The sequence below is a fragment of the Chachezhania sediminis genome (genome assembly GCF_009765275.1).
Lineage (GTDB): Bacteria > Pseudomonadota > Alphaproteobacteria > Rhodobacterales > Rhodobacteraceae > Chachezhania > Chachezhania sediminis.
The window spans coordinates 346,076-364,600 of record NZ_VOPH01000001.1 but is presented as its reverse complement, the minus strand read 5'-3'; the positions used below and the strand labels follow the sequence as shown (position 1 = coordinate 364,600).

The 18,525-nt window shown below is 65.2% G+C and carries 15 protein-coding genes and 1 tRNA gene; 11 read left to right on the top strand and 5 right to left on the bottom strand.

The features are described from left to right. Positions 1 to 77: 77 nt before the first annotated feature. Together gpt and fabI are read right to left on the bottom strand one after the other, a co-directional pair. Positions 78 to 581: a xanthine phosphoribosyltransferase gene (gene gpt, locus FQK05_RS01755; protein ID WP_158963982.1), complete on the bottom strand. Its 504-nt coding sequence runs from the start codon at positions 579 to 581 to the stop codon at positions 78 to 80. A gap of 201 nt (positions 582 to 782) precedes the next feature. Continuing rightward, a complete protein-coding gene (gene fabI, locus FQK05_RS01750) occupies positions 783 to 1,589 on the bottom strand; it encodes an enoyl-ACP reductase FabI (RefSeq protein WP_158963980.1) in 807 nt (268 codons plus the stop codon). A gap of 206 nt (positions 1,590 to 1,795) precedes the next feature. Here fabI and pdxH point away from each other — a divergent pair, with 206 nt between their 5' ends. The 6 genes from pdxH to FQK05_RS01720 all read left to right on the top strand — a co-directional run bounded on the left by pdxH (position 1,796) and on the right by FQK05_RS01720 (position 9,191). After that, entirely contained in the window at positions 1,796 to 2,401 is a 606-nt protein-coding gene (gene pdxH / locus FQK05_RS01745; protein ID WP_158963979.1) for a pyridoxamine 5'-phosphate oxidase, read from the top strand. A 120-nt stretch (positions 2,402 to 2,521) separates the two neighbouring features. Further along, positions 2,522 to 3,061 (top strand): cold-shock protein, encoded by a 540-nt coding sequence (locus FQK05_RS01740; RefSeq protein ID WP_158963977.1) that lies wholly within the window; start codon positions 2,522 to 2,524, stop codon positions 3,059 to 3,061. Positions 3,062 to 3,194: 133 nt separating this feature from the next. Then, a complete protein-coding gene (locus FQK05_RS01735; RefSeq protein WP_158963975.1) occupies positions 3,195 to 3,650 on the top strand; it encodes a DUF192 domain-containing protein in 456 nt (151 codons plus the stop codon). A gap of 160 nt (positions 3,651 to 3,810) precedes the next feature. Next, positions 3,811 to 3,887, top strand: a tRNA-Pro gene (locus tag FQK05_RS01730). Between the two features lie 518 nt (positions 3,888 to 4,405). After that, entirely contained in the window at positions 4,406 to 8,065 is a 3,660-nt protein-coding gene (locus tag FQK05_RS01725) for a vitamin B12-dependent ribonucleotide reductase (RefSeq protein ID WP_158963973.1), read from the top strand. A gap of 715 nt (positions 8,066 to 8,780) precedes the next feature. Continuing rightward, the gene (locus FQK05_RS01720) at positions 8,781 to 9,191 is read left to right on the top strand and encodes a DUF6232 family protein (protein WP_158963971.1); all 411 of its coding nucleotides are present in this window, start codon (positions 8,781 to 8,783) and stop codon (positions 9,189 to 9,191) included. A 138-nt stretch (positions 9,192 to 9,329) separates the two neighbouring features. Here FQK05_RS01720 and FQK05_RS01715 read toward each other — a convergent pair whose 3' ends face one another. Together FQK05_RS01715 and FQK05_RS01710 are read right to left on the bottom strand one after the other, a co-directional pair. Beyond that, a complete protein-coding gene (locus FQK05_RS01715; protein WP_158963969.1) occupies positions 9,330 to 10,523 on the bottom strand; it encodes a pyridoxal phosphate-dependent aminotransferase in 1,194 nt (397 codons plus the stop codon). Between the two features lie 320 nt (positions 10,524 to 10,843). Then, complete coding sequence (locus FQK05_RS01710) at positions 10,844 to 11,191, bottom strand: MmcQ/YjbR family DNA-binding protein (protein WP_158963967.1); 348 nt, start codon at positions 11,189 to 11,191, stop codon at positions 10,844 to 10,846. Between the two features lie 247 nt (positions 11,192 to 11,438). Here FQK05_RS01710 and cysS point away from each other — a divergent pair, with 247 nt between their 5' ends. The 3 genes from cysS (at position 11,439) to FQK05_RS01695 (ending at position 15,582) form a co-directional block, all read left to right on the top strand. Continuing rightward, positions 11,439 to 12,833, top strand: coding sequence for a cysteine--tRNA ligase (cysS, locus tag FQK05_RS01705; protein ID WP_158963965.1), 1,395 nt, complete (start codon positions 11,439 to 11,441; stop codon positions 12,831 to 12,833). A gap of 315 nt (positions 12,834 to 13,148) precedes the next feature. Continuing rightward, positions 13,149 to 14,792, top strand: coding sequence for a citramalate synthase (gene cimA / locus FQK05_RS01700; protein ID WP_158963963.1), 1,644 nt, complete (start codon positions 13,149 to 13,151; stop codon positions 14,790 to 14,792). A gap of 7 nt (positions 14,793 to 14,799) precedes the next feature. Further along, positions 14,800 to 15,582, top strand: a complete 783-nt coding sequence (locus tag FQK05_RS01695; protein ID WP_233270322.1) for a squalene/phytoene synthase family protein — start codon at positions 14,800 to 14,802, stop codon at positions 15,580 to 15,582. A 205-nt stretch (positions 15,583 to 15,787) separates the two neighbouring features. On the opposite strand, the gene FQK05_RS01690 is transcribed toward FQK05_RS01695, so the two are convergent. Next, a complete protein-coding gene (locus tag FQK05_RS01690; protein ID WP_158963959.1) occupies positions 15,788 to 17,011 on the bottom strand; it encodes an MFS transporter in 1,224 nt (407 codons plus the stop codon). An 85-nt stretch (positions 17,012 to 17,096) separates the two neighbouring features. Here FQK05_RS01690 and FQK05_RS01685 point away from each other — a divergent pair, with 85 nt between their 5' ends. After that, positions 17,097 to 17,756: a DNA-3-methyladenine glycosylase family protein gene (locus tag FQK05_RS01685; RefSeq protein ID WP_158964771.1), complete on the top strand. Its 660-nt coding sequence runs from the start codon at positions 17,097 to 17,099 to the stop codon at positions 17,754 to 17,756. After that, positions 17,753 to 18,418 carry an alpha/beta hydrolase gene (locus FQK05_RS01680; protein ID WP_158963957.1) on the top strand — a complete coding sequence of 222 codons (666 nt, stop codon included), beginning with the start codon at positions 17,753 to 17,755 and terminating at the stop codon, positions 18,416 to 18,418. The genes FQK05_RS01685 and FQK05_RS01680 overlap by 4 nt, the downstream gene beginning before the upstream one ends. Positions 18,419 to 18,525 lie beyond the last annotated feature (107 nt).

Sequence of the window (18,525 nt, the reverse complement as noted above, 5' to 3'; positions counted from 1 at the left end):
GAAAAACCGGCCCGCAGGATGCGGTCCGGTTGTCGCCGGTCACGAAACCGGAAGGTGCTCAATCGGCGCTCGAGCTGTCAGCGCGTGCCGCGATAGGGTTCGACATATTGCAGGGCCATGTCCCAGGGGAAGAAGATCCACGTGTCCTGGCTGACCTCGGTAATGAAGGTATCGACCTGGGCGCGGCCCTTGGGCTTGGCATAGACGGTGGCAAAATGCGCCTTGGGGTACATCTTGCGCACCACTTCCAGCGTCTTGCCGCTGTCGACCAGGTCGTCGACGATCAGGATGCCGGTGCCGTCGCCCATCAGATCTGCATCGGGGGCCTTCAGAACGCGCGCTTCGGACTGGGTCTGGTTGTCGTAGGACTTGATCGAAATCGTGTCGACGGTGCGGATGTCCAGCTCCCGCGCGACGATCATCGCGGGCGCCATGCCGCCGCGGGTGATCGCGACCACGGCGCGCCAGGATCCATCGCCCGGGCCCTGCTTGTCCAGCCGCCAGGCCAGCGCGCGGGAATCGCGGTGGATCTGGTCCCAGCTGACGTGGAAACCCTTCTCGTGCGGCAGACGGTCGTTCATGGCGTGCACCCGGTTTTCGGTTCTGGAATGGCGGGTCTGATAGCGTCAGCGTGTGGATGAGGGAAGATGGAAATCGGCCCGGTCATCCGCCGCGATTGCGAAAACCGTCCGGTCTTTGCAATCGCGCACCATGAAACGATGGATCGGGTGCCGCACAGGCGATGCGTCAGGCCGGCCCGTGACCCGGGCCGGCGAATGCCGTCAGCCCTTGGCGATGTCCGGGGCGTCGACCGCCTTCATGCCAACCACGTGATAGCCGGCATCGACATGCAGCACCTCGCCCGTGACGCCGGAACCGAGGTCGGACAGCAGGTACAGCGCCGAATTGCCGACATCGTCGATCGATACGTTGCGGCGCAGGGGCGAATTGTATTCGTTCCACTTCATGATGTAGCGGAAGTCGCCGATGCCCGAGGCCGCCAGCGTCTTGATCGGCCCGGCCGAAATCGCGTTCACGCGGATGCCGTCCTTGCCCAGGTCCTCGGCCAGGTACCGCACCGATGCCTCCAGTGCGGCCTTGGCCACGCCCATGACGTTGTAATGCGGCATCACCTTTTCGGCGCCGTAATAGGTCAGCGTGAGGCAGGAGCCGCCTTCGTTCATCATCTTCTCGGCGCGCTGTACCACAGCCGTGAAGGAATAGACCGAGATGTCCATGGACAGCTTGAAGTTCGCACGGCTCGTGTCGACATAGCGCCCGCGCAGTTCGTTCTTGTCGGAAAAACCGATGGCGTGGACGACGAAGTCGAGCGTGCCCCATTCGGCCTTCAGCTTCTCGAACAGCGCGTCGATGGATTCTTCGCTGCCCACGTCGCAGGGCAGGACCAGCGAACTGCCCAGCTCTGCCGCCAGCGGGTCGACACGCTTTTTCAGGGCGTCGCCCTGATACGAAAACGCCAGTTCGGCGCCTGCGGCGGAACAGGCCTTGGCAATGCCCCAGGCAATCGACTTGTCGTTGGCAAGGCCCATGATCAGACCGCGCTTCCCGGCCATCAGCTGTTGTGACATCTTATTCTTCCGAAATTCGCCGCATCTTGAAAGGAGCTTTAGGCGATTGGCCAAGCCGCTTCAAGTACTGGACCCTTCGGCAGGGCAGGCCGGATAACGTTACGTCAACTTATACATGCGGCCGAGGTTGTTCGACTTGCGGGGGCCGACAGATACATTACTTCTGCGATCTCGCCGGCAAAGAATTGGCGGACAGGAGGTGTGTGATGAGTGATCGTGACGGCAAGTTCGAAGGGGATGATCCCTTCGTCATCGCACGGCGCTGGCTGGCAGAGGCCGAGGCGGCGGAAGTGAACGATCCGAACGCCATCGCGCTGGCCACGGTCGACTCCGACGGCCTGCCGAACGTCCGCATGGTCCTGCTGAAAGAGATCGAAGACAACGCCTTTGTCTTTTACACCAATTACGAGAGTGCAAAGGCCAATGAAATTGAAGGAGCCGGAAAGGCGGCCTTCGTCATGCACTGGAAATCCATGCGCCGGCAGATCCGGGTGAGGGGCCTTGTCACCCGTGAGGAGGGCGAGCAGGCCGATGCGTACTATGCGTCCCGCTCGCTGAAAAGCCGGCTTGGCGCCTGGGCGTCAAAGCAGTCGCGTCCCCTGGAAGGCCGCAGCGAGCTGATGGCGGAAGTTGCCAAAATGACGGCACGTCATGGTATGAATCCGCCGCGTCCCGCATTCTGGGGAGGATACCGAATCAACCCTGTGGAAATCGAGTTCTGGGCCGACGGAGCCTTTCGACTTCATGACCGATTTGTCTGGCGCCGCCAGCAGGTTGGTTCGACATGGTCCGTAACCCGGCTGAGTCCATGATTGCCAAGTTCCGAATATGACGATTTTATGAAACATTGGAATTAATTATGCTTGCATCCTACGCGTCACATCGTCCACATGAGATGTAACAATAGTGTAAATGGCGGATCCGGAGGGGAAGTGGCCGACGATCTCAACAGTTTGCTGCAGGTCAAAGGGCAAGTGAAGTGGTTCGACCCCAACAAGGGGTTTGGGTTCGTTGTGGCCGATACCGGCGGCCCTGATATCCTTCTGCACGTCAATGTTCTGCGCAACTTCGGACAGAGTTCGGTTGCCGATGGGTCGCGAATCGAAGTCGTGACCCACCGTACGGATCGTGGCATCCAGGCGGTGGAGGTCGTATCGATCGAGCCTCCGGCACGGGACGAGGCCGCGCCTGTACTGACCGATTTTGCCGGTCTGGAACCGGACATCATTCAGAATGCGCCATTGCAACCTGCGCGTGTCAAATGGTTCGACAAAGGCAAAGGTTTCGGTTTTGCCAATATCTTTGGGCAATCCGAGGATATTTTCCTGCATATCGAAGTTTTGCGTCAGTCCGGCCTGGCCGACCTGCAACCGGGCGAGGCCTTGGCCCTGCGGGTGATCGACGGGCGAAGGGGTCGCATGGCCGTCGAAGTACATGCGTGGGAGACTGCGGTGGTTCTGAAGGACGAGTGATCGTCTGTCGCCACCGGAGGAAATCTTGAAAGACATCCACATATCCGGTGCGGCCTCTGACAGGGGCCGCTTTTTCGTATCGGGTCGCAAAGCAGCCGCATGGCGGCCTGGGCGGGGGTTTTCGACTCTCGTGATGGCTCTGTGCTTTGCGGTTTTCGCCTGTGCGGGTGTCGCGCAGGCCGAACAGGCCTGCCGTGCCGATCTGGCCCAGCTGCGCGGACCCTGGGGAGAAACCGCGTTCGAGGTCGAAGTGGCCGAAACCCCTGCCGAACGCGCCAAGGGGCTGATGTTCCGCGAGGACATGGCCCAGCGGGCGGGCATGCTTTTCATCTTCGAACGGCCCGGCCGGGTCAGTTTCTGGATGAAGAACACGCTGATCCCGCTCGACATGCTGTTCATCGACGAAACGGGCACTGTCACCCGCGTCCATTCCAATGCGGTCCCCGGCGACCTGACGGCCATCGATGGTGGCCCCGGTGTGAAAGTGGTGATCGAGATCAACGGCGGCTTGGCCAAGCGGTACGGTATCGGACCTGGCACCCAGGTCCGCAATCCGACCTTCGGCGACGACGCAGTCTGGCCCTGCTAGGTCCGTTCGACAGGCTGGGCGTGGCGGCACGTCCTTCCGGTTGCCGTTCGGGACGGCTCTGGCAAGAGCCTTCCCGCACGTCAGGTTTGCCACCGCGGCGGGATCATTGCGCGCTGGGGCTTTTCAATCCGTCGCCACGGCGCTAGAGACAGCCACGGTCCGGGGCGTGGCGCAGTCTGGTAGCGCACCTGTTTTGGGTACAGGGGGTCGTGAGTTCGAATCTCGCCGCCCCGACCATTCTTCCTAACCATATGTAGTATCTTGAGTTCCGGCACCGCGGGCGGTCTGCGCGGTCGTGCTCTGTGATCTGCGGTCCGCTTTGGGTCGCCCGGCGCATCGTGACTTTCATCCCCCTACATGGTGTATCCTGCTTGTGGAGTTTATCCACATGATGTCCCCAGGGGTAGAATCGCGAACCTGTTGCACACAGTCCCGGTCAAGCCGTCGAGCTGCGAAAAAACAAAAAATTCGGCGTAGACGAATCGGAGCGCTATACGTCTAGTAGTACGGGTCGGCGGGGAGGCCACTAGATCTGGTATCAAACCAGACGCAGCATTGTACCACGACAACCAGGTCTACAAGATCTCGCGTTTTCTTAGCTTTGTACCCGGTGGCGGCGTGTTTTCGGCCCGGCCGGGACCGGCGGCGGTTTGCCTGTCGCCACGCAAGGGTCCGGTTGATGGCAGGTTGACCGGAGTTCCAGACACCAGAAATCAAGCGCGGGCGAACGCGCGACCAAGTGCGGACAAGCGACAATGAAAATCGAACGCAAATTTACCAAGGCCGGGCAGGATGCCTATGCGGACGTGGCCTTTGTCGAGGCCACCTCGGAAATTCGCAACCCGGACGGGACCATCGTCTTCCGGCTGGAAAACATCGAGATCCCGGCCGGCTGGAGCCAGGTCGCGTCTGATGTGATAGCCCAGAAGTACTTCCGCAAGGCAGGCGTGCCGACCGAACTGAAGCAGGTCCGTGAAAAGGGCGTGCCGGCCTTCCTGTGGCGTTCCGTTCCCGCCAGCGTCGACACGCCCAAGACGGGCGAAACCTCGTCCAAGCAGGTCTTTGACCGGCTTGCCGGCGCCTGGGCTTACTGGGGCTGGAAGGGCGGCTATTTCTCGACCGAGGAAGACGCCCAGGCCTATTACGACGAGATGCGCTACATGCTGGCCACCCAGATGGCCGCGCCGAACAGCCCGCAATGGTTCAACACCGGCCTGCACTGGGCCTACGGCATCGACGGTCCCAGCCAGGGCCACTACTATGTCGACCACAAGACCGAGAAGCTGACAAAGTCGGCGTCGGCCTATGAACATCCGCAGCCCCATGCCTGCTTCATCCAGTCCGTCGGCGACGACCTGGTGAACGAAGGCGGCATCATGGACCTGTGGGTCCGCGAGGCGCGCCTGTTCAAGTACGGCTCGGGCACCGGCACCAACTTCAGCCACCTGCGAGGCGAGGGCGAGCCCCTGTCGGGCGGTGGCAAGTCGTCGGGCCTGATGGGTTTTCTGAAGATCGGCGACCGCGCCGCAGGCGCCATCAAGTCCGGCGGCACCACCCGCCGCGCGGCCAAGATGGTCATCGTCGACGCCGACCACCCGGATATCGAGGCCTTCATCGACTGGAAGGTCCTGGAAGAACAGAAGGTCGCCTCGCTGGTGGCCGGTTCCAAGATGCACGAGGCACGGCTGAACGAGATCTTCGCCGCGATCCGTGCCTGGGACGGGGCCGAGGTCGACGCATATGATCCGGCCGTCAATCCGGGCCTGAAATCCGCAATCCGCGCCGCCAAGAAATCGTCGATCCCGGAAACCTACATCAAGCGCGTGCTGGATTACGCCCGGCAGGGCCACACGTCCATCGAGTTCCCGACCTTCGATACCGACTGGGACAGCGAAGCATACGCTTCGGTATCCGGGCAGAACTCGAACAACTCGATCCGTGTGACCAACGCCTTCCTGAAGGCGATCGAGAAAGACGCGGACTGGGAACTGATCAACCGCGTGAACGGCAAGGTCGCGCGGACCGTCAAGGCCCGCGATCTCTGGGCCAAGGTGGGCCATGCCGCCTGGGCCTGTGCCGATCCGGGCATCCAGTTCCACGACACCGTCAACGAATGGCACACCTGCCCGGCAGATGGCGAGATCCGCGGATCGAACCCCTGTTCCGAGTATATGTTCCTGGACGACACCGCCTGCAACCTGGCGTCGATGAACCTGCTGACCTTCCTGAAGGACGGGAAGATCCAGGCCGATGCCTACATGCATGCGGCGCGTCTGTGGACGCTGACGCTGGAAATTTCAGTCACGATGGCGCAGTTCCCGTCGAAGGAAATCGCGCAGCTCAGCTATGACTTCCGGACGCTGGGTCTGGGCTATGCCAATATTGGCGGCCTGTTGATGACGCTGGGCCATGGCTACGACTCGGCCGAAGGCCGGGCGCTGTGCGGCGCGCTGACCGCGATCATGACCGGTGTGGCCTATGCGACCTCGGCCGAAATCGCCGCGGAACTGGGGGCCTTCCCGTCCTATCCGCGGAATGCCGACCACATGCTGCGCGTGATCCGCAACCACCGCCGCGCCGCCCATGGAGAGGTGAACGGCTACGAGGAACTGGCCGTAAAGCCGGTGCCGCTGGATCACGCCAATTGCCCCGACAAGACCCTGTCGGAACTGGCCAAGACTGCCTGGGACGAAGCCCTGCAACTGGGACAGGCCCACGGCTATCGCAATGCACAGGCCACCGTCATCGCGCCCACCGGCACGATCGGCCTGGTCATGGACTGCGATACGACGGGGATCGAGCCCGATTTCGCCCTGGTGAAGTTCAAGAAGCTGGCCGGCGGCGGCTACTTCAAGATCATCAACCGTTCGGTGCCGGCGGCGCTGGAAGGTCTGGGCTATGCCTCGACCGAGATCGAGGACATCATCCGCTATGCGGTGGGCCACGGCTCGCTGGCGCAGGCGCCCGGTCTGAACCTGGCAGCGCTGGCCGACAAGGGTTTTGACGCGGCAACGCTGGCCAAGGTGGAAGCGGCGCTGGAGCAGGCCTTCGACATCCGCTTCGTCTTCAACCAGTGGACGCTGGGCAAGGAGTTCTGCACCGACGTCCTGAAGGTGCCGGCGGCCAAGCTGAACGATCCCACCTTCGACATGCTGAAGCATCTGGGCTTCACCAGGGCCGATGTCGACAAGGCGAACGACCATGTCTGCGGGACGATGACGCTGGAAGGCGCCCCGCACCTGAAGGACGAACATCTGAACGTTTTCGACTGCGCCAACCCCTGCGGCAAGAAGGGCAAGCGGTTCCTGTCGGTCGACAGCCACATCTACATGATGGCGGCGGCGCAATCGTTCATCTCGGGCGCGATCTCCAAGACGATCAACATGCCGAACAATGCGACCATCGAGGACTGCCAGAAGGCCTATGAACTGTCCTGGTCCTTGGGGGTGAAGGCCAACGCGCTCTACCGTGACGGTTCCAAGCTCTCGCAACCGCTGGCGGCAGCCCTGGTCGAGGATGACGACGACGCGGCAGAGATCCTGGAAACCGGTTCGCCGGCCGAAAAGGCCCAGGTCCTGGCCGAGAAGATCGTCGAAAAGGTCGTCGTGAAGGAGATCGTCCGGTCCCACCGCGAGAAGATGCCCCAGCGCCGGAAGGGTTATACCCAGAAGGCCATCGTGGGCGGCCACAAGGTGTACCTGCGGACCGGCGAATATGCCGACGGCAACCTGGGCGAAATCTTCATCGACATGCACAAGGAAGGCGCCGGCTTCCGCGCGATGATGAACAACTTTGCCATCGCCGTGTCGGTCGGCCTTCAGTACGGCGTGCCGCTGGAAGAATTCGTCGACGCCTTCACCTTCACCAAGTTCGAGCCCGCGGGCATGGTCCAGGGCAACGACTCGATCAAGAACGCGACCTCGATCCTGGACTACGTATTCCGGGAACTGGCCGTGTCCTACCTCGACCGGACCGACCTGGCCCATGTGAAGCCCGAAGGCGCGACCTTCGACGATATCGGCCGCGGCGAGGAAGAGGGCGTGTCCAACGTCAAGGAAATGTCCGAGACGTCGGCGTCGCGGTCGCTGGAAGTGCTGAAGCAGATCTCGTCCACCGGCTACCTGCGCAAGCGTCTGCCGCAGGAACTGGTGGTGCTGCAGGGCGGCCAGACGAAGGCTGTGCCGGTCACGGGCAACATCGCCCCGGTCAAGTCGCTTGCACCGGAAACGGTGACGGCGATGGCAGCCTCCGTGTCGGTCGAGGCGATCACCACGACCTCTGCGGATGCGCGCACCAAGGCGCGGATGCAGGGTTACGAAGGCGATCCCTGCGGCGAATGCGGTAACTACACGCTGGTCCGGAACGGGACCTGCATGAAGTGCAATACCTGCGGCTCCACCACGGGCTGCAGCTAAGGGAACGACGGCGCCGGAGATGGCGCCGAGGGGCAGGGGCCGCGCCGTGCGTGCCGCTTCTGCCCCGACGAACAGGGGCCAGTGCGGTGTCCAAGACCATCGCGCAGGCTCTCACGGCGGATCTGCCCGGATCCGCCGGAAACGGGTGGGGCGGAAGTCTGGTCCTTCCCACTCAGACCCGGGGCGAGTGCGCTTGCCCCAAAGCCTCCGGACCGCAGGCAGAAGTAAAATCGGGCGGTCAACGAATTGAGTCCGGATGGTGAAACTAGGGGGGCCTTTGGCCCCCCTCTCTTGTTTTGGCCAGAGGGTTCCGGAAGACGAAGTCACCGCCGCCCGGATACCGGACGTCGACGTCTTGGTGTCTGTATTTCCCGGCATGTCCGAGGGTCTGGAAGAGTATGGTCCGGGCGCCGTCCGGGCCGTTTTTTTCCGGCACGCCGGGCGGATGTTCATCTTGTTCGGAGAGGCCGATCCAGCCGCCGTCGCCCGGCTGCGGGGATCGCCTGTGGGTTCCCGATGCGTCCGGGGCAGGTGACATCTGTCGGGATCCGTTTGTCGTCGGACCGGTTCATCCTCGACAATCCTGCGAAATCTGGACGCGGCTGTGGCGTGAAGGGTGCGGTGGGGCGATTGCGCTGCTAGTTTGTCTGTGACCGCCCGGGACCACCGGCGGATATCCTTGACCAGAGAGGCCCGCCGCGGCGGGAGAAGTGCCATGAGTGAACAGCCGATCTACAGCGCGGGCGGGATTACGGTCACGGCCCGGACCGTCGTGATGGACGAGGGCGAAACGGCCCTGGCGGAGGTGGCCGAGGTGTCGGTTTCGCGCAAGCGATTCGACATTGTCTGGACCGTGGTCCTGGCCGTGATGCTCGTGCTTCTGGCGCTGCATGCGAAGACGGTCCTGTCGACCGAGGCAGACCTGATCAACCCGGCCGCGGACCTTGCGATCCTGATGGGCGGCGTGGTGATCGCGCTGGTCGTCGCAAGCCGCGTCGTGATGCGGCCCTACACGCTGGTCGTTGTGACCAGAAATGGCGATCACAAGGCCCATATCGGCAAGGACCCGGTAGAGCTGGAAAACGCCAAGGCCGCCATCGAGGGCGCGAAAAGCGCACTGGCCTGACCGGGGCCCGCTTTCGGCCCATGCCGGGCAGGCGGCTCACGTCTGCCCGGGTTTGCCCGAACGCCGGTCGTGACCGGGGAACGGACCGCCACCGCGCCGTCTGGCCGGGCGGTCCGTTGTGTCGTAGAAGCAGGCGGCTCAGCTGTCTGGATCGGCGGCGAAGGTGCAGAGCGTCCGCAGCGATGCTTCCAGCAGGTCGTCGGCTACGGTCAGGGCAATCCGGACATGCCCTGCGGCGGCGGGGCCGAAGCTTTCGCCGGGCATGACGGCGATGCCGTGCCGGTCCAGCAAGCGGTTGGCAAAGTCGATGCCCGACAGGCCCGTTTGCCGGATATCCAGCATTACGTACATTGCGCCCAGGGGCGGCACCGCGGTGACGGTGTTCTGGCCGTCCAGAACCTTCAGCGCCAGGTCGCGGCGGCGGTGGAAGGGCGCGGCGATCCGCGCCTCGAATTCCGGGCCGGCCTGAAGCGCGTAAAGGGCGGCGTCCTGGACGAAACCTGCCACGCCATAGGTCGTCTGGGTGGTCAGTTCGATCATGTGGGCGATCGCCTCTTCCGGGGCCACGAGCCAGCCGCAGCGGGATCCGGTCATCGCGAAGGTCTTCGAGACCGAGCCCACGACCATCGTCCGTTCCGCCATCCCCGGCAGGGCGCGGGGGGACAGGTGCGTCCCGTCCCAGACCTGGGTCTCGTAGACCTCGTCTGAAATCAGCCAGAGATCGCGGGCCTTGCAGACATCGGCGAGTGCCCCCAGCGTCGCGGGTCCATAGACGGTGCCGGTCGGGTTGTTGGGCGAATTGATCAGCAGCGATTTCGCCGGCGCCCCGTCATCGGCGGCGGCGGTGACGGCCGCGTCTATGGCATCGGCGCGGGGCTGGAAATCGTCTTCGGGCCGGGCCGCCACTGTCCTGGGGCGCCCGCCAACAGACCGGATGACGCCGGGATAGGTGGCATAGAACGGTTCCACCATCAGTGCGGTGTCGCCTTCGTCCAGCACGGCGTGATGGGCGCAGAACAGTGCGAACTGGCCGCCGGCGGTGATCAGGACGTTCCTGCGGGCGGTGGGAACGCCGGTCTGCCGGGTGACCCGGTCTGCCACGGCATCGCGCAGCGCATCCGTCCCGGGCATCGCGGCATAGCCTGTGTGGCCAGCGCGCGCCGCGTTGTACATCGCGTCCAGGATTGCCGGATCGGTGCGTTCGTCATGTTCGCCGATGGTCAGTTCGACGATGGTCTTCCCGGCCTCGGCCAGAGCGCGGGCGCGGAAGAAGATGTCCCAGGCGCCGGAGACGCTGCCGGCCATGGTACGGATACGGGTCGAGAGTTCCATGGCGCCACGTCGCTTAACGGCGCTAGGGAAGTCAATCGGCAGATGTCGGGATGGTCTTGATGTCGCGGGTTGCCCTGGCTCACCACGAAGAGGACGTTGGGCGCTGTTCGGGGCGCGCGCGGTGGTGCGGCGCGGATCCACCCGGGGCGTTCGGCAGTGATCTTGTCCCTGAGCGATGAGGACGGCGGCGTTGTTTTCTGCTGTGGCGGGCGACAGGAGGACCCCGCCGGCATGGTGGGAGCGGGGCCTTTCGGCCCGGCGTCACCGCGCCGCGCCGGGCCGGGCATGGCGCGGCAGAGGCGGCTGGCGGTGCCCGCGTCTCAGGTACGGTCCGGCAGCGCCGTGCGCTGCGCCCTGGGCAGCGCGGCGCGGATCAGGTCGTAGGAGGTCTCGATCCGGTGGCGCAGTTCGGCCTCGTCCAGGTCGAATCCCAGGCGGATCCAGCTGCGGTGGAAATAGCGGGCGCGGGTGCCGATGCCCGCGTCGATCAGCATGGTGGCTGTGTCGGTGCCGGCGGTCTTGACCGAAACGCCATCGCCGCTGGTGGGACCGAAACAGGCGAACATCTTGCCGCCCACCTTCCAGGAGTCCAGCTCGCCTTCCGCCGCCAGCGCGCGGGTGGCGCCGGGCAGGGCTTCGCAGATCTGGTCGACAAGGGCGCGCGTCATGGGCACCAGCCTGACGCATGCCGTGGGGCGTGTCCAGCGATGCGATTGGACTTGGCGGCGGGTCCGGCCCATGGTATGGGCCGGACATGAACCGTACCGGCCTGATCATTATCTGCTGCATTATTCCCTGCTGATCACTTCAGCGGGCCGGTCTTCTTCATATTTTTTCCCCAGAATACCGTGACAGGCCCGCGCCCCTGAACAGTGGTCCCACGACCAGTGGAAATGCGCGAAGGAGCCTTGAACGATGACCGAGATCCAGCTGACCAATTCCCGCACGCGGGCGAAGGAGCGGTTCGAGCCGCTCGACCCGGATCGGGTGGGTCTCTATGTCTGCGGGCCGACGGTCTATGACCGGGCGCATATGGGCAATGCGCGGCCCGTGGTCGTGTTCGACGTGCTCTACCGGCTGCTGCGGCATGTCTACGGGGCGGAGCACGTGGTCTATGTACGAAATTTCACCGATATCGACGACAAGATCATCGCCCGGGCCGAAGAATCCGGGCGGCCGATCGGCGACATCACGTCCGAGACGACGCAGTGGTTCCTGGAAGATATGGGCGCGCTGGGGGCGCTGGAGCCGGGGGAGATGCCGCGCGCAACGGACTATGTCGACCGCATGGTCGAGATGATCAAGGCGCTGGTGGCCTCGGGCCATGCCTATGCGGCGGAAGGCCATGTCCTGTTCGCCGTCGAAAGCGACGGGGACTATGGGTCGCTGTCGGGCCGGTCGGTCGACGACATGATCGCGGGCGCCCGGGTCGAGGTGGCACCCTACAAGAAGAACCCGATGGACTTCGTCCTGTGGAAGCCGTCGGCCGCCGACCTGCCGGGCTGGGAAAGCCCCTGGGGCCGCGGGCGGCCGGGCTGGCATATCGAATGCTCGGCCATGAGCCACGCGCTCCTGGGCCCCAGCTTCGACATTCATGGCGGCGGCAACGACCTGATGTTCCCGCACCACGAGAACGAATGCGCGCAGAGCCGCTGCGCCCATCCGGGAAGCACTTTTGCCCGCTACTGGCTGCACAACGAGATGCTGCAGGTGGAAGGGAAGAAGATGTCCAAGTCGCTGGGCAATTTCTTTACCGTGCGGGACCTTCTGGACCAGGGGATCCCGGGCGAGGTGATCCGCTTCGTCTTCCTGTCGACGCATTACCGCAAGCCAATGGACTGGACCGCGGCAAAGGCGGAGGCGGCGGAGGCGACGCTGCGCGGTTGGCATCGGCTGGTCGGGGGGGCGGAACCTGCAGGCGTCGACCAGGGCATCGTCGATGCGCTGGCGGACGATCTGAACACGGCGGGCGCCATTGCACGGTTGCACGCCATGGCGCGCGAGATTGCGGGCAATCCGCAGAAGGACTGCTTTTTCGAGAAAGGTGTCTTTCTGGCCTCGGCCCGGATGATGGGGCTGATGACGGAGGAGATGTCGGGCTGGGCGTCTGCGGGGCCGGACCTCGGCGGGCTGGCGGACAGGCTGGCCGCGCTGCGCGAGGCGGCGATGGCGTCCAAGGATTTCTCGGCCGTGGATGCGCTGAAGGCGGCGCTTCTGGATGCGGGCGTCGAGGTGCGGATGAGCAAGACAGGCGTCGAACTGATGCCGGGGCCGGGCTTCGATGCGGCCAAGGTGGAGGCGCTGGGATGACGGTCCTGGAGCGACAGGGGGCCTTGTCCGGCGGCCGGGGTGTGCGAAGCGCCCGACCGCGAAGGCGGCCGGGCGCTGCCCAAGGGGCAGGCGCTCCGGGCGGGATCGGTTTCGGGCGGCTGTGCCTGATCTTTGCGGGGCGCAAGCGCGTCGCGCGAGGAGGGGGGCTGTCTGCCCCCCGTCCCGGACCATGTCCGGGACTCCCCCCGAGAGTATTTCAGAAGAGAAGAAGCAGGGGCGGGGTGCCTGGTGGCACGGCCTTTCCTGCGATGATGGTCGGGTCCACAGGCCCTTGCGCGAAGGAGGAGCGGGCACATGGCTGAGCGGCTCTATCTCTATGACACCACGTTGCGGGACGGGCAGCAGACCCAGGGCGTGCAGTTCTCGGTCGACGACAAGGTGGCGATTGCCACGGCGCTGGACGCGCTGGGGGTGGACTATATCGAGGGCGGCTGGCCCGGGGCCAACCCGACCGACAGCGGGTTTTTCGAGGTAGCGCCGAAGACGAAGGCCAGGCTGGCAGCCTTTGGCATGACCAAGAGGTCGGGCCGGTCGGCGGACAATGACGACGTGCTGGCGGCGGTGATGAATGCCGGGACCGGGACCGTGTGCCTGGTGGGCAAGTCCCATGTCTTCCATGTCGACGAGGCGCTGGGGATCCCGCGGGACGAGAATGTCGAGAACATCCGCGCCTCGATGGCGCATATCGTGGCCTCGGGCCGCGAGGCGCTGTTCGATGCCGAACATTTCTTTGACGGCTACCGCGCCGATCCGGATTATGCGCTGTCGACGCTGAAGGCCGCCCTGGAGGCCGGGGCGCGCTGGGTCGTGCTGTGCGATACCAATGGCGGCACCGTGCCGGAGGAGATCGGGCGGATCGTGCGGGAGGTGATCGCGGCGGGCGTCCCCGGCGATCGGCTGGCAATTCACACCCACAACGATACCGAAATGGCGGTGGCCTGTTCGCTGGCCGCGGTCGAGGCCGGCGCGCGCCAGATCCAGGGCACGCTGAACGGGCTGGGGGAGCGGTGCGGCAATGCCAACCTGACTTCTCTGATCCCGACGCTTCTGCTGAAGGAGCCCTATGCCAGCGCCTTCGACATCGGTGTGTCGAAAGACGCGCTGAAGAAGCTGACGCGGACCAGCCGGATGCTGGACGACATCCTGAACCGCGTGCCGCAGCGGCAGGCGCCCTATGTCGGCGCATCGGCCTTTGCACACAAGGCGGGGCTGCATGCCAGCGCGATCCTGAAGAACCCGGCGACCTATGAACATGTCGATCCGTCGGTCGTGGGCAATGCCCGCATCATCCCGATGTCGAACCAGGCCGGGCAATCCAACCTCCGCCGCCGGCTGGCCGAGGCCGGGATCGAGGTCGCCAAGGACGACCCGGCGCTGGCGCGAATCCTGGACCGGGTGAAGGAACGGGAGACCGAAGGCTATTCCTATGACACGGCGCAGGCGTCCTTCGAACTGCTGGCACGCGAGGAACTGGGGCAGTTGCCGAAGCTGTTCCACGTCGACCGCTATCGTGTGACGGTGGAACGGCGGCAGAACGCGCGCGGCCAGCAGATCACCGTGTCCGAAGCCGTGGTCGTGGTGACCGTCGATGGCGAGAAGCGGCTGTCGGTGAGCGAGAGCTATGACGAGAGCGGTTGCGACCGGGGTCCGGTCAATGCGCTGAGCCAGGCGCTGGCGAAGGATCTGGGCCGGTTCTCGGAACAGATCGAGGATATGCGGCTGGTCGATTTCAAGGTGCGGATCACGCAAGGCGGGACCGAGGCCGTGACGCGCGTCATCATCGACAGCGAGGATGGCGCCGGGCAGCGTTGGTCGACCGTGGGCGTCAGCCCGAACATAGTGGACGCAAGTTTCGAAGCGCTGCTCGACGCCATCCGGTGGAAGCTGGTACATGACGCCGGAAAGGTCGCGCCCCTGCGCGCGGCCGCGGAGACATGAGGGCGGCGTGAGCCTTGACGACGATCTGAACGGCTGTGCGGGGCTGGTCCACCAGGGCGACCCCGACCGCTTCCTTGCGACCATGGCCGCCCCGGTGGCGGCGCGGAAGGTGATGTTCCCGCTTTATGCCTTCAACGTGGAAATCGCGCGCGCGCCCTGGGTGACGCAGGAAGCGATGATCGCCGAGATGCGCCTGCAATGGTGGCGAGACGCGCTGGCAGAGATCGCCGAAGGCGGGACGGTGCGGCGGCACGAAGTGGTGACGCCGCTGGCCGCGGTGCTGGATCGGGACGGGGCCGAGGCGCTGGACGAGGCCGTCCTGGCGCGGCGCTGGGACATCTATCGCGATCCGTTCGGGGATCAGACCGAATTCGACGCGCATCTGGACCGGACGGCTGGGACCTTGCTGTGGACCGCGGCACGGATCCTGGGCGCAGGACCTGAGGCTGAGAGCGCGGTGCGCGACGCGGCCTGGGCCGGAGGCCTGGCCGCATGGCTGCGCGCCGTGCCGGAGTTCGAGGCCGCAGGCCGGAAGCCGCTTGTCGACGGTCGCGTCGAAGCGTTGAAGATGCTGGCGGACGAAGGCCTGATACGCCTTGCGCGGGCGCGGGCCGGACGGTCGAAGGTGCCGGCATCCGCGCGACCTGTCCTGTGGTCCGTATGGCAGGCGGGGCCGATCCTGGCGCAGGCCAGTGCCGCACCGTCGCGGGTCGCCGACGGATCGTTGGGCCTGTCCGAAGCCCGGCGGAAGCTGTCGCTGATGGTGACCGGTTTAACCGGTCGCTGGTGATCCGCGTGGGCCAGGTGCGGAGCATGCTCCGCTCTCTGACAATGAGGCGATGGTGCGTACAGAGCAGCCACCCTACGGTGCTGGTCATGCCGGGTTGCCGTTGCAGGGTGCGTAACTTGTACGCAGCGCTCACATCCGATGAGGTAACGGTGCGTGCGAAGCACGGCACCCTACCGGCCCGGTCACGGTGTGGCCGGGGGTGGGATCAGCCGGGCCTGCGGGCTTCGGGGCGCAGGACCAGCCACAGCAGGGCGGCACCGGCCAGGACCAGCGGCGGGGCCATGGCCATGGTGACGGCGTTCCAGCCTTCCTGCGGCGTGCCGCCGGAACAGTTCATCAGTCCGCCCGAGGACAGCGAGGCCAGGGTCACGCCGCCGAACAGGATCAGGTCGTTCAGGCCCTGCATGCGGCCGCGCTCGGCATCGGTGTGGCTTGCGGTCAGCATGGTCGTGGCGCCGATGAACCCGAAGTTCCAGCCCACGCCCAAGAGCATCAGGGCGATGAAGAAGTGCGTCAGTTCGACCCCCGACATGGCAACCAGACCGGCGCAAAGCAGGATCGCCAGGCCCAGGCCCATGATCTTCTCGACGCCGAAGCGGTTGATCAGGAAGCCGGTGAAAAAGGACGGCGCATACATGGCCAGCACGTGGGCCGACACGACATGGCCGGCATCCGTCGGTGCAAAGCCGCAGCCCACGACGGCCAGGGGCGTCGAGGTCATCATCAGGCTCATCAACGCATAAGAAACCGTGGCGCATAGGATCGCCACCGCGATGCGGGGGGTCTTCAGCATTTCCCACCGGGTGCGACCGCCATCGCCACCCGCGGGGACCGGGGCGGTCCTGGGGATGTCTAGGAACAGGAAGACGGTGGCGCCGATCAGGTTCACCACGATCACCGCAAGGTAGGTGCCCAGAAACGGGATCACCGTCGCCCCCATCGTCATCGTGGCGAGGTTGGGCCCGATCGCGGCCGATAGCAGACCGCCGGCCATGACATAGGAGATGGCGCGCGGCCGGAAGGCGGGCGGCGCCGTGTCGGTGGCGGCAAAGCGGTAAAAGCCGTGCGCGCTCATGTAGGTGCCGGTGATGAAGCTGCCCAGAAGCAGCAGCGGGAAGGACGCAAGGTAAAGCGCCACCGCCCCGGTCGCGCTGCCCAGAACGCCCGCGCCCGCGCCGACGAAGAAGCCCGTGCGCCGGCCAAAACGCTGCATGATCGCAGACAGCGGGGTTGCGGCGCACATCGAGCCCAGAACGATCAGCGAGATCGGCAAGGTCGCAAGGCAGGGATTGGTTGCCAGCGACTGGCCTGCCAGCCCCCCCACGGTAAAGATCATCGGCATCTGCGATCCGATGGTCGCCTGCGCGATCACCAGAACGATGACATTTCGGCGGGCGCGGGAATCGACGGTCGGAAGGGGGGCGGTCATGTCAGTCATGGTGAAGGGAGTAGGCCGGGTCATCGTGTCCGACAAGGACCTTGATCAACCTGCGACGTTACGTAGGGTGCAGGCCATGACATTTGTCCCGAACCCGGATGCGGCGCCCATCGGCCGGATCATCGAAAGCGATGCCTGCGTCGCGGAAGGCGCCGCCTGGCTGGCCACGCGCGAGCCGCGCTTTGCCGCGGCGCTTGAACAGGTCGGAACGCTGCCCCTGCGCCGCAAGCCCGACGGCTTCGCCGAACTGTTGAGCGCCATCGTCAGCCAGCAGGTTTCCACCGCCTCGGCCGCGGCGATCTGGGGACGGGTGCAGGCGGCGGGACTTGCCTCGCCCGCCGGGATCCGGGCCGCGACCGAGGACGACCTGCGCGCCGTGGGCCTGTCGCGGCCCAAGATGCGCTATGCCAGGGCGCTGGCCGAGGCGGGCATCGACTATGCCGCCTTGCGCATCCTTCCGACAGAGGAGGTGATCGCGACCCTGGTCGCGGTGCCGGGGATCGGGGTCTGGACGGCCGAGATCTATGCCATGTTCTCGCTGGGTCGGGCCGATGTCTTTGCGCCCGGCGATCTTGCGCTGCAGGAGGCGGCGCGGGCGCTGTTCGACCTGGACGAGCGGCCGAAGGAACGTGCCTTCCGTGCCATGGCGGAAGACTGGAGCCCCTGGCGCTCGGTTGCCGCGCGCACGCTCTGGGCCTATTACCGGGTGGTCAGGAACAGGGAAGGGATCCGATGACGCGGGTGTTGCAGGCCGGACGAGTAGAGCCGGTATCGGGGGAAACGCGATCCGTCGTGGTGTTCCTGCATGGCTATGGGGCAAACGGGGCGGACCTTCTGGGACTGGCGGATCCGCTGGGCGAGCATCTGCCGGATACGCTGTTCGTGGCGCCCGATGCCCCGGAACGGGTGCCGGGCGCGCCGATGGGGTTCCAGTGGTTTCCGATCCCCTGGCTGGACGGATCCTCGGAAGAGGAAGCGGCCCGCGGGCTGGACATGGCCGCGGCCGACCTGAACGCGTTTCTGGACGCGCTGATGGTGGACGAGGACGTCATGCCCGAACAGGTGGCACTGATCGGGTTTTCGCAAGGCACGATGATGAGCCTTTACGTGGCGCCGCGCCGCCCGGACCCGGTGGCAGGCATCGTGGGCTTTTCCGGCCGGATGCTGGCGCGGGAAACCTTCGCGGACGATGTCGTCTCGCGCATGCCGGTGCTGCTGGTCCATGGCGACATGGATGACGTGGTGCCGCCGCAGGCGCTGCCGGAGGCCGCCGAAACGCTGCAGGAGGCGGGGTTCAAGGAAGTCTTTGCCCATGTGATGAAGGGCACCGGACACGGGATCGCACCCGACGGGCTGGGTGTGGCGCTGGCCTTCCTGCGGGACAAGCTGTCGTTTTGAGGAGGGGTGCGCGCGGCGCACGCATCCTACGGGTTGGGCCTGTCGCGCGGGCCAGATTTCGGTGTTCGTGAACGTGTTCTCGACGACGGGGGCTCTGCCCCCGGCCG

What these genes read in the sequence shown, in the direction of transcription:
- fabI (WP_158963980.1), bottom strand. Translation starts at nt 1,589, where the DNA reads ATGTCACAACAGCTGATGGCCGGGAAGCGCGGTCTGATCATGGGCCTT.
- FQK05_RS01690 (WP_158963959.1), bottom strand. Translation starts at nt 17,011, where the DNA reads ATGACCGCCCCCCTTCCGACCGTCGATTCCCGCGCCCGCCGAAATGTC.
- FQK05_RS01715 (WP_158963969.1), bottom strand. Translation starts at nt 10,523, where the DNA reads ATGGAACTCTCGACCCGTATCCGTACCATGGCCGGCAGCGTCTCCGGC.
- FQK05_RS01725 (WP_158963973.1), top strand. Translation starts at nt 4,406, where the DNA reads ATGAAAATCGAACGCAAATTTACCAAGGCCGGGCAGGATGCCTATGCG.
- FQK05_RS01720 (WP_158963971.1), top strand. Translation starts at nt 8,781, where the DNA reads ATGAGTGAACAGCCGATCTACAGCGCGGGCGGGATTACGGTCACGGCC.
- cysS (WP_158963965.1), top strand. Translation starts at nt 11,439, where the DNA reads ATGACCGAGATCCAGCTGACCAATTCCCGCACGCGGGCGAAGGAGCGG.
- gpt (WP_158963982.1), bottom strand. Translation starts at nt 581, where the DNA reads ATGAACGACCGTCTGCCGCACGAGAAGGGTTTCCACGTCAGCTGGGAC.
- FQK05_RS01680 (WP_158963957.1), top strand. Translation starts at nt 17,753, where the DNA reads ATGACGCGGGTGTTGCAGGCCGGACGAGTAGAGCCGGTATCGGGGGAA.
- FQK05_RS01710 (WP_158963967.1), bottom strand. Translation starts at nt 11,191, where the DNA reads ATGACGCGCGCCCTTGTCGACCAGATCTGCGAAGCCCTGCCCGGCGCC.
- FQK05_RS01685 (WP_158964771.1), top strand. Translation starts at nt 17,097, where the DNA reads ATGACATTTGTCCCGAACCCGGATGCGGCGCCCATCGGCCGGATCATC.
- pdxH (WP_158963979.1), top strand. Translation starts at nt 1,796, where the DNA reads ATGAGTGATCGTGACGGCAAGTTCGAAGGGGATGATCCCTTCGTCATC.
- FQK05_RS01735 (WP_158963975.1), top strand. Translation starts at nt 3,195, where the DNA reads ATGGCTCTGTGCTTTGCGGTTTTCGCCTGTGCGGGTGTCGCGCAGGCC.
- cimA (WP_158963963.1), top strand. Translation starts at nt 13,149, where the DNA reads ATGGCTGAGCGGCTCTATCTCTATGACACCACGTTGCGGGACGGGCAG.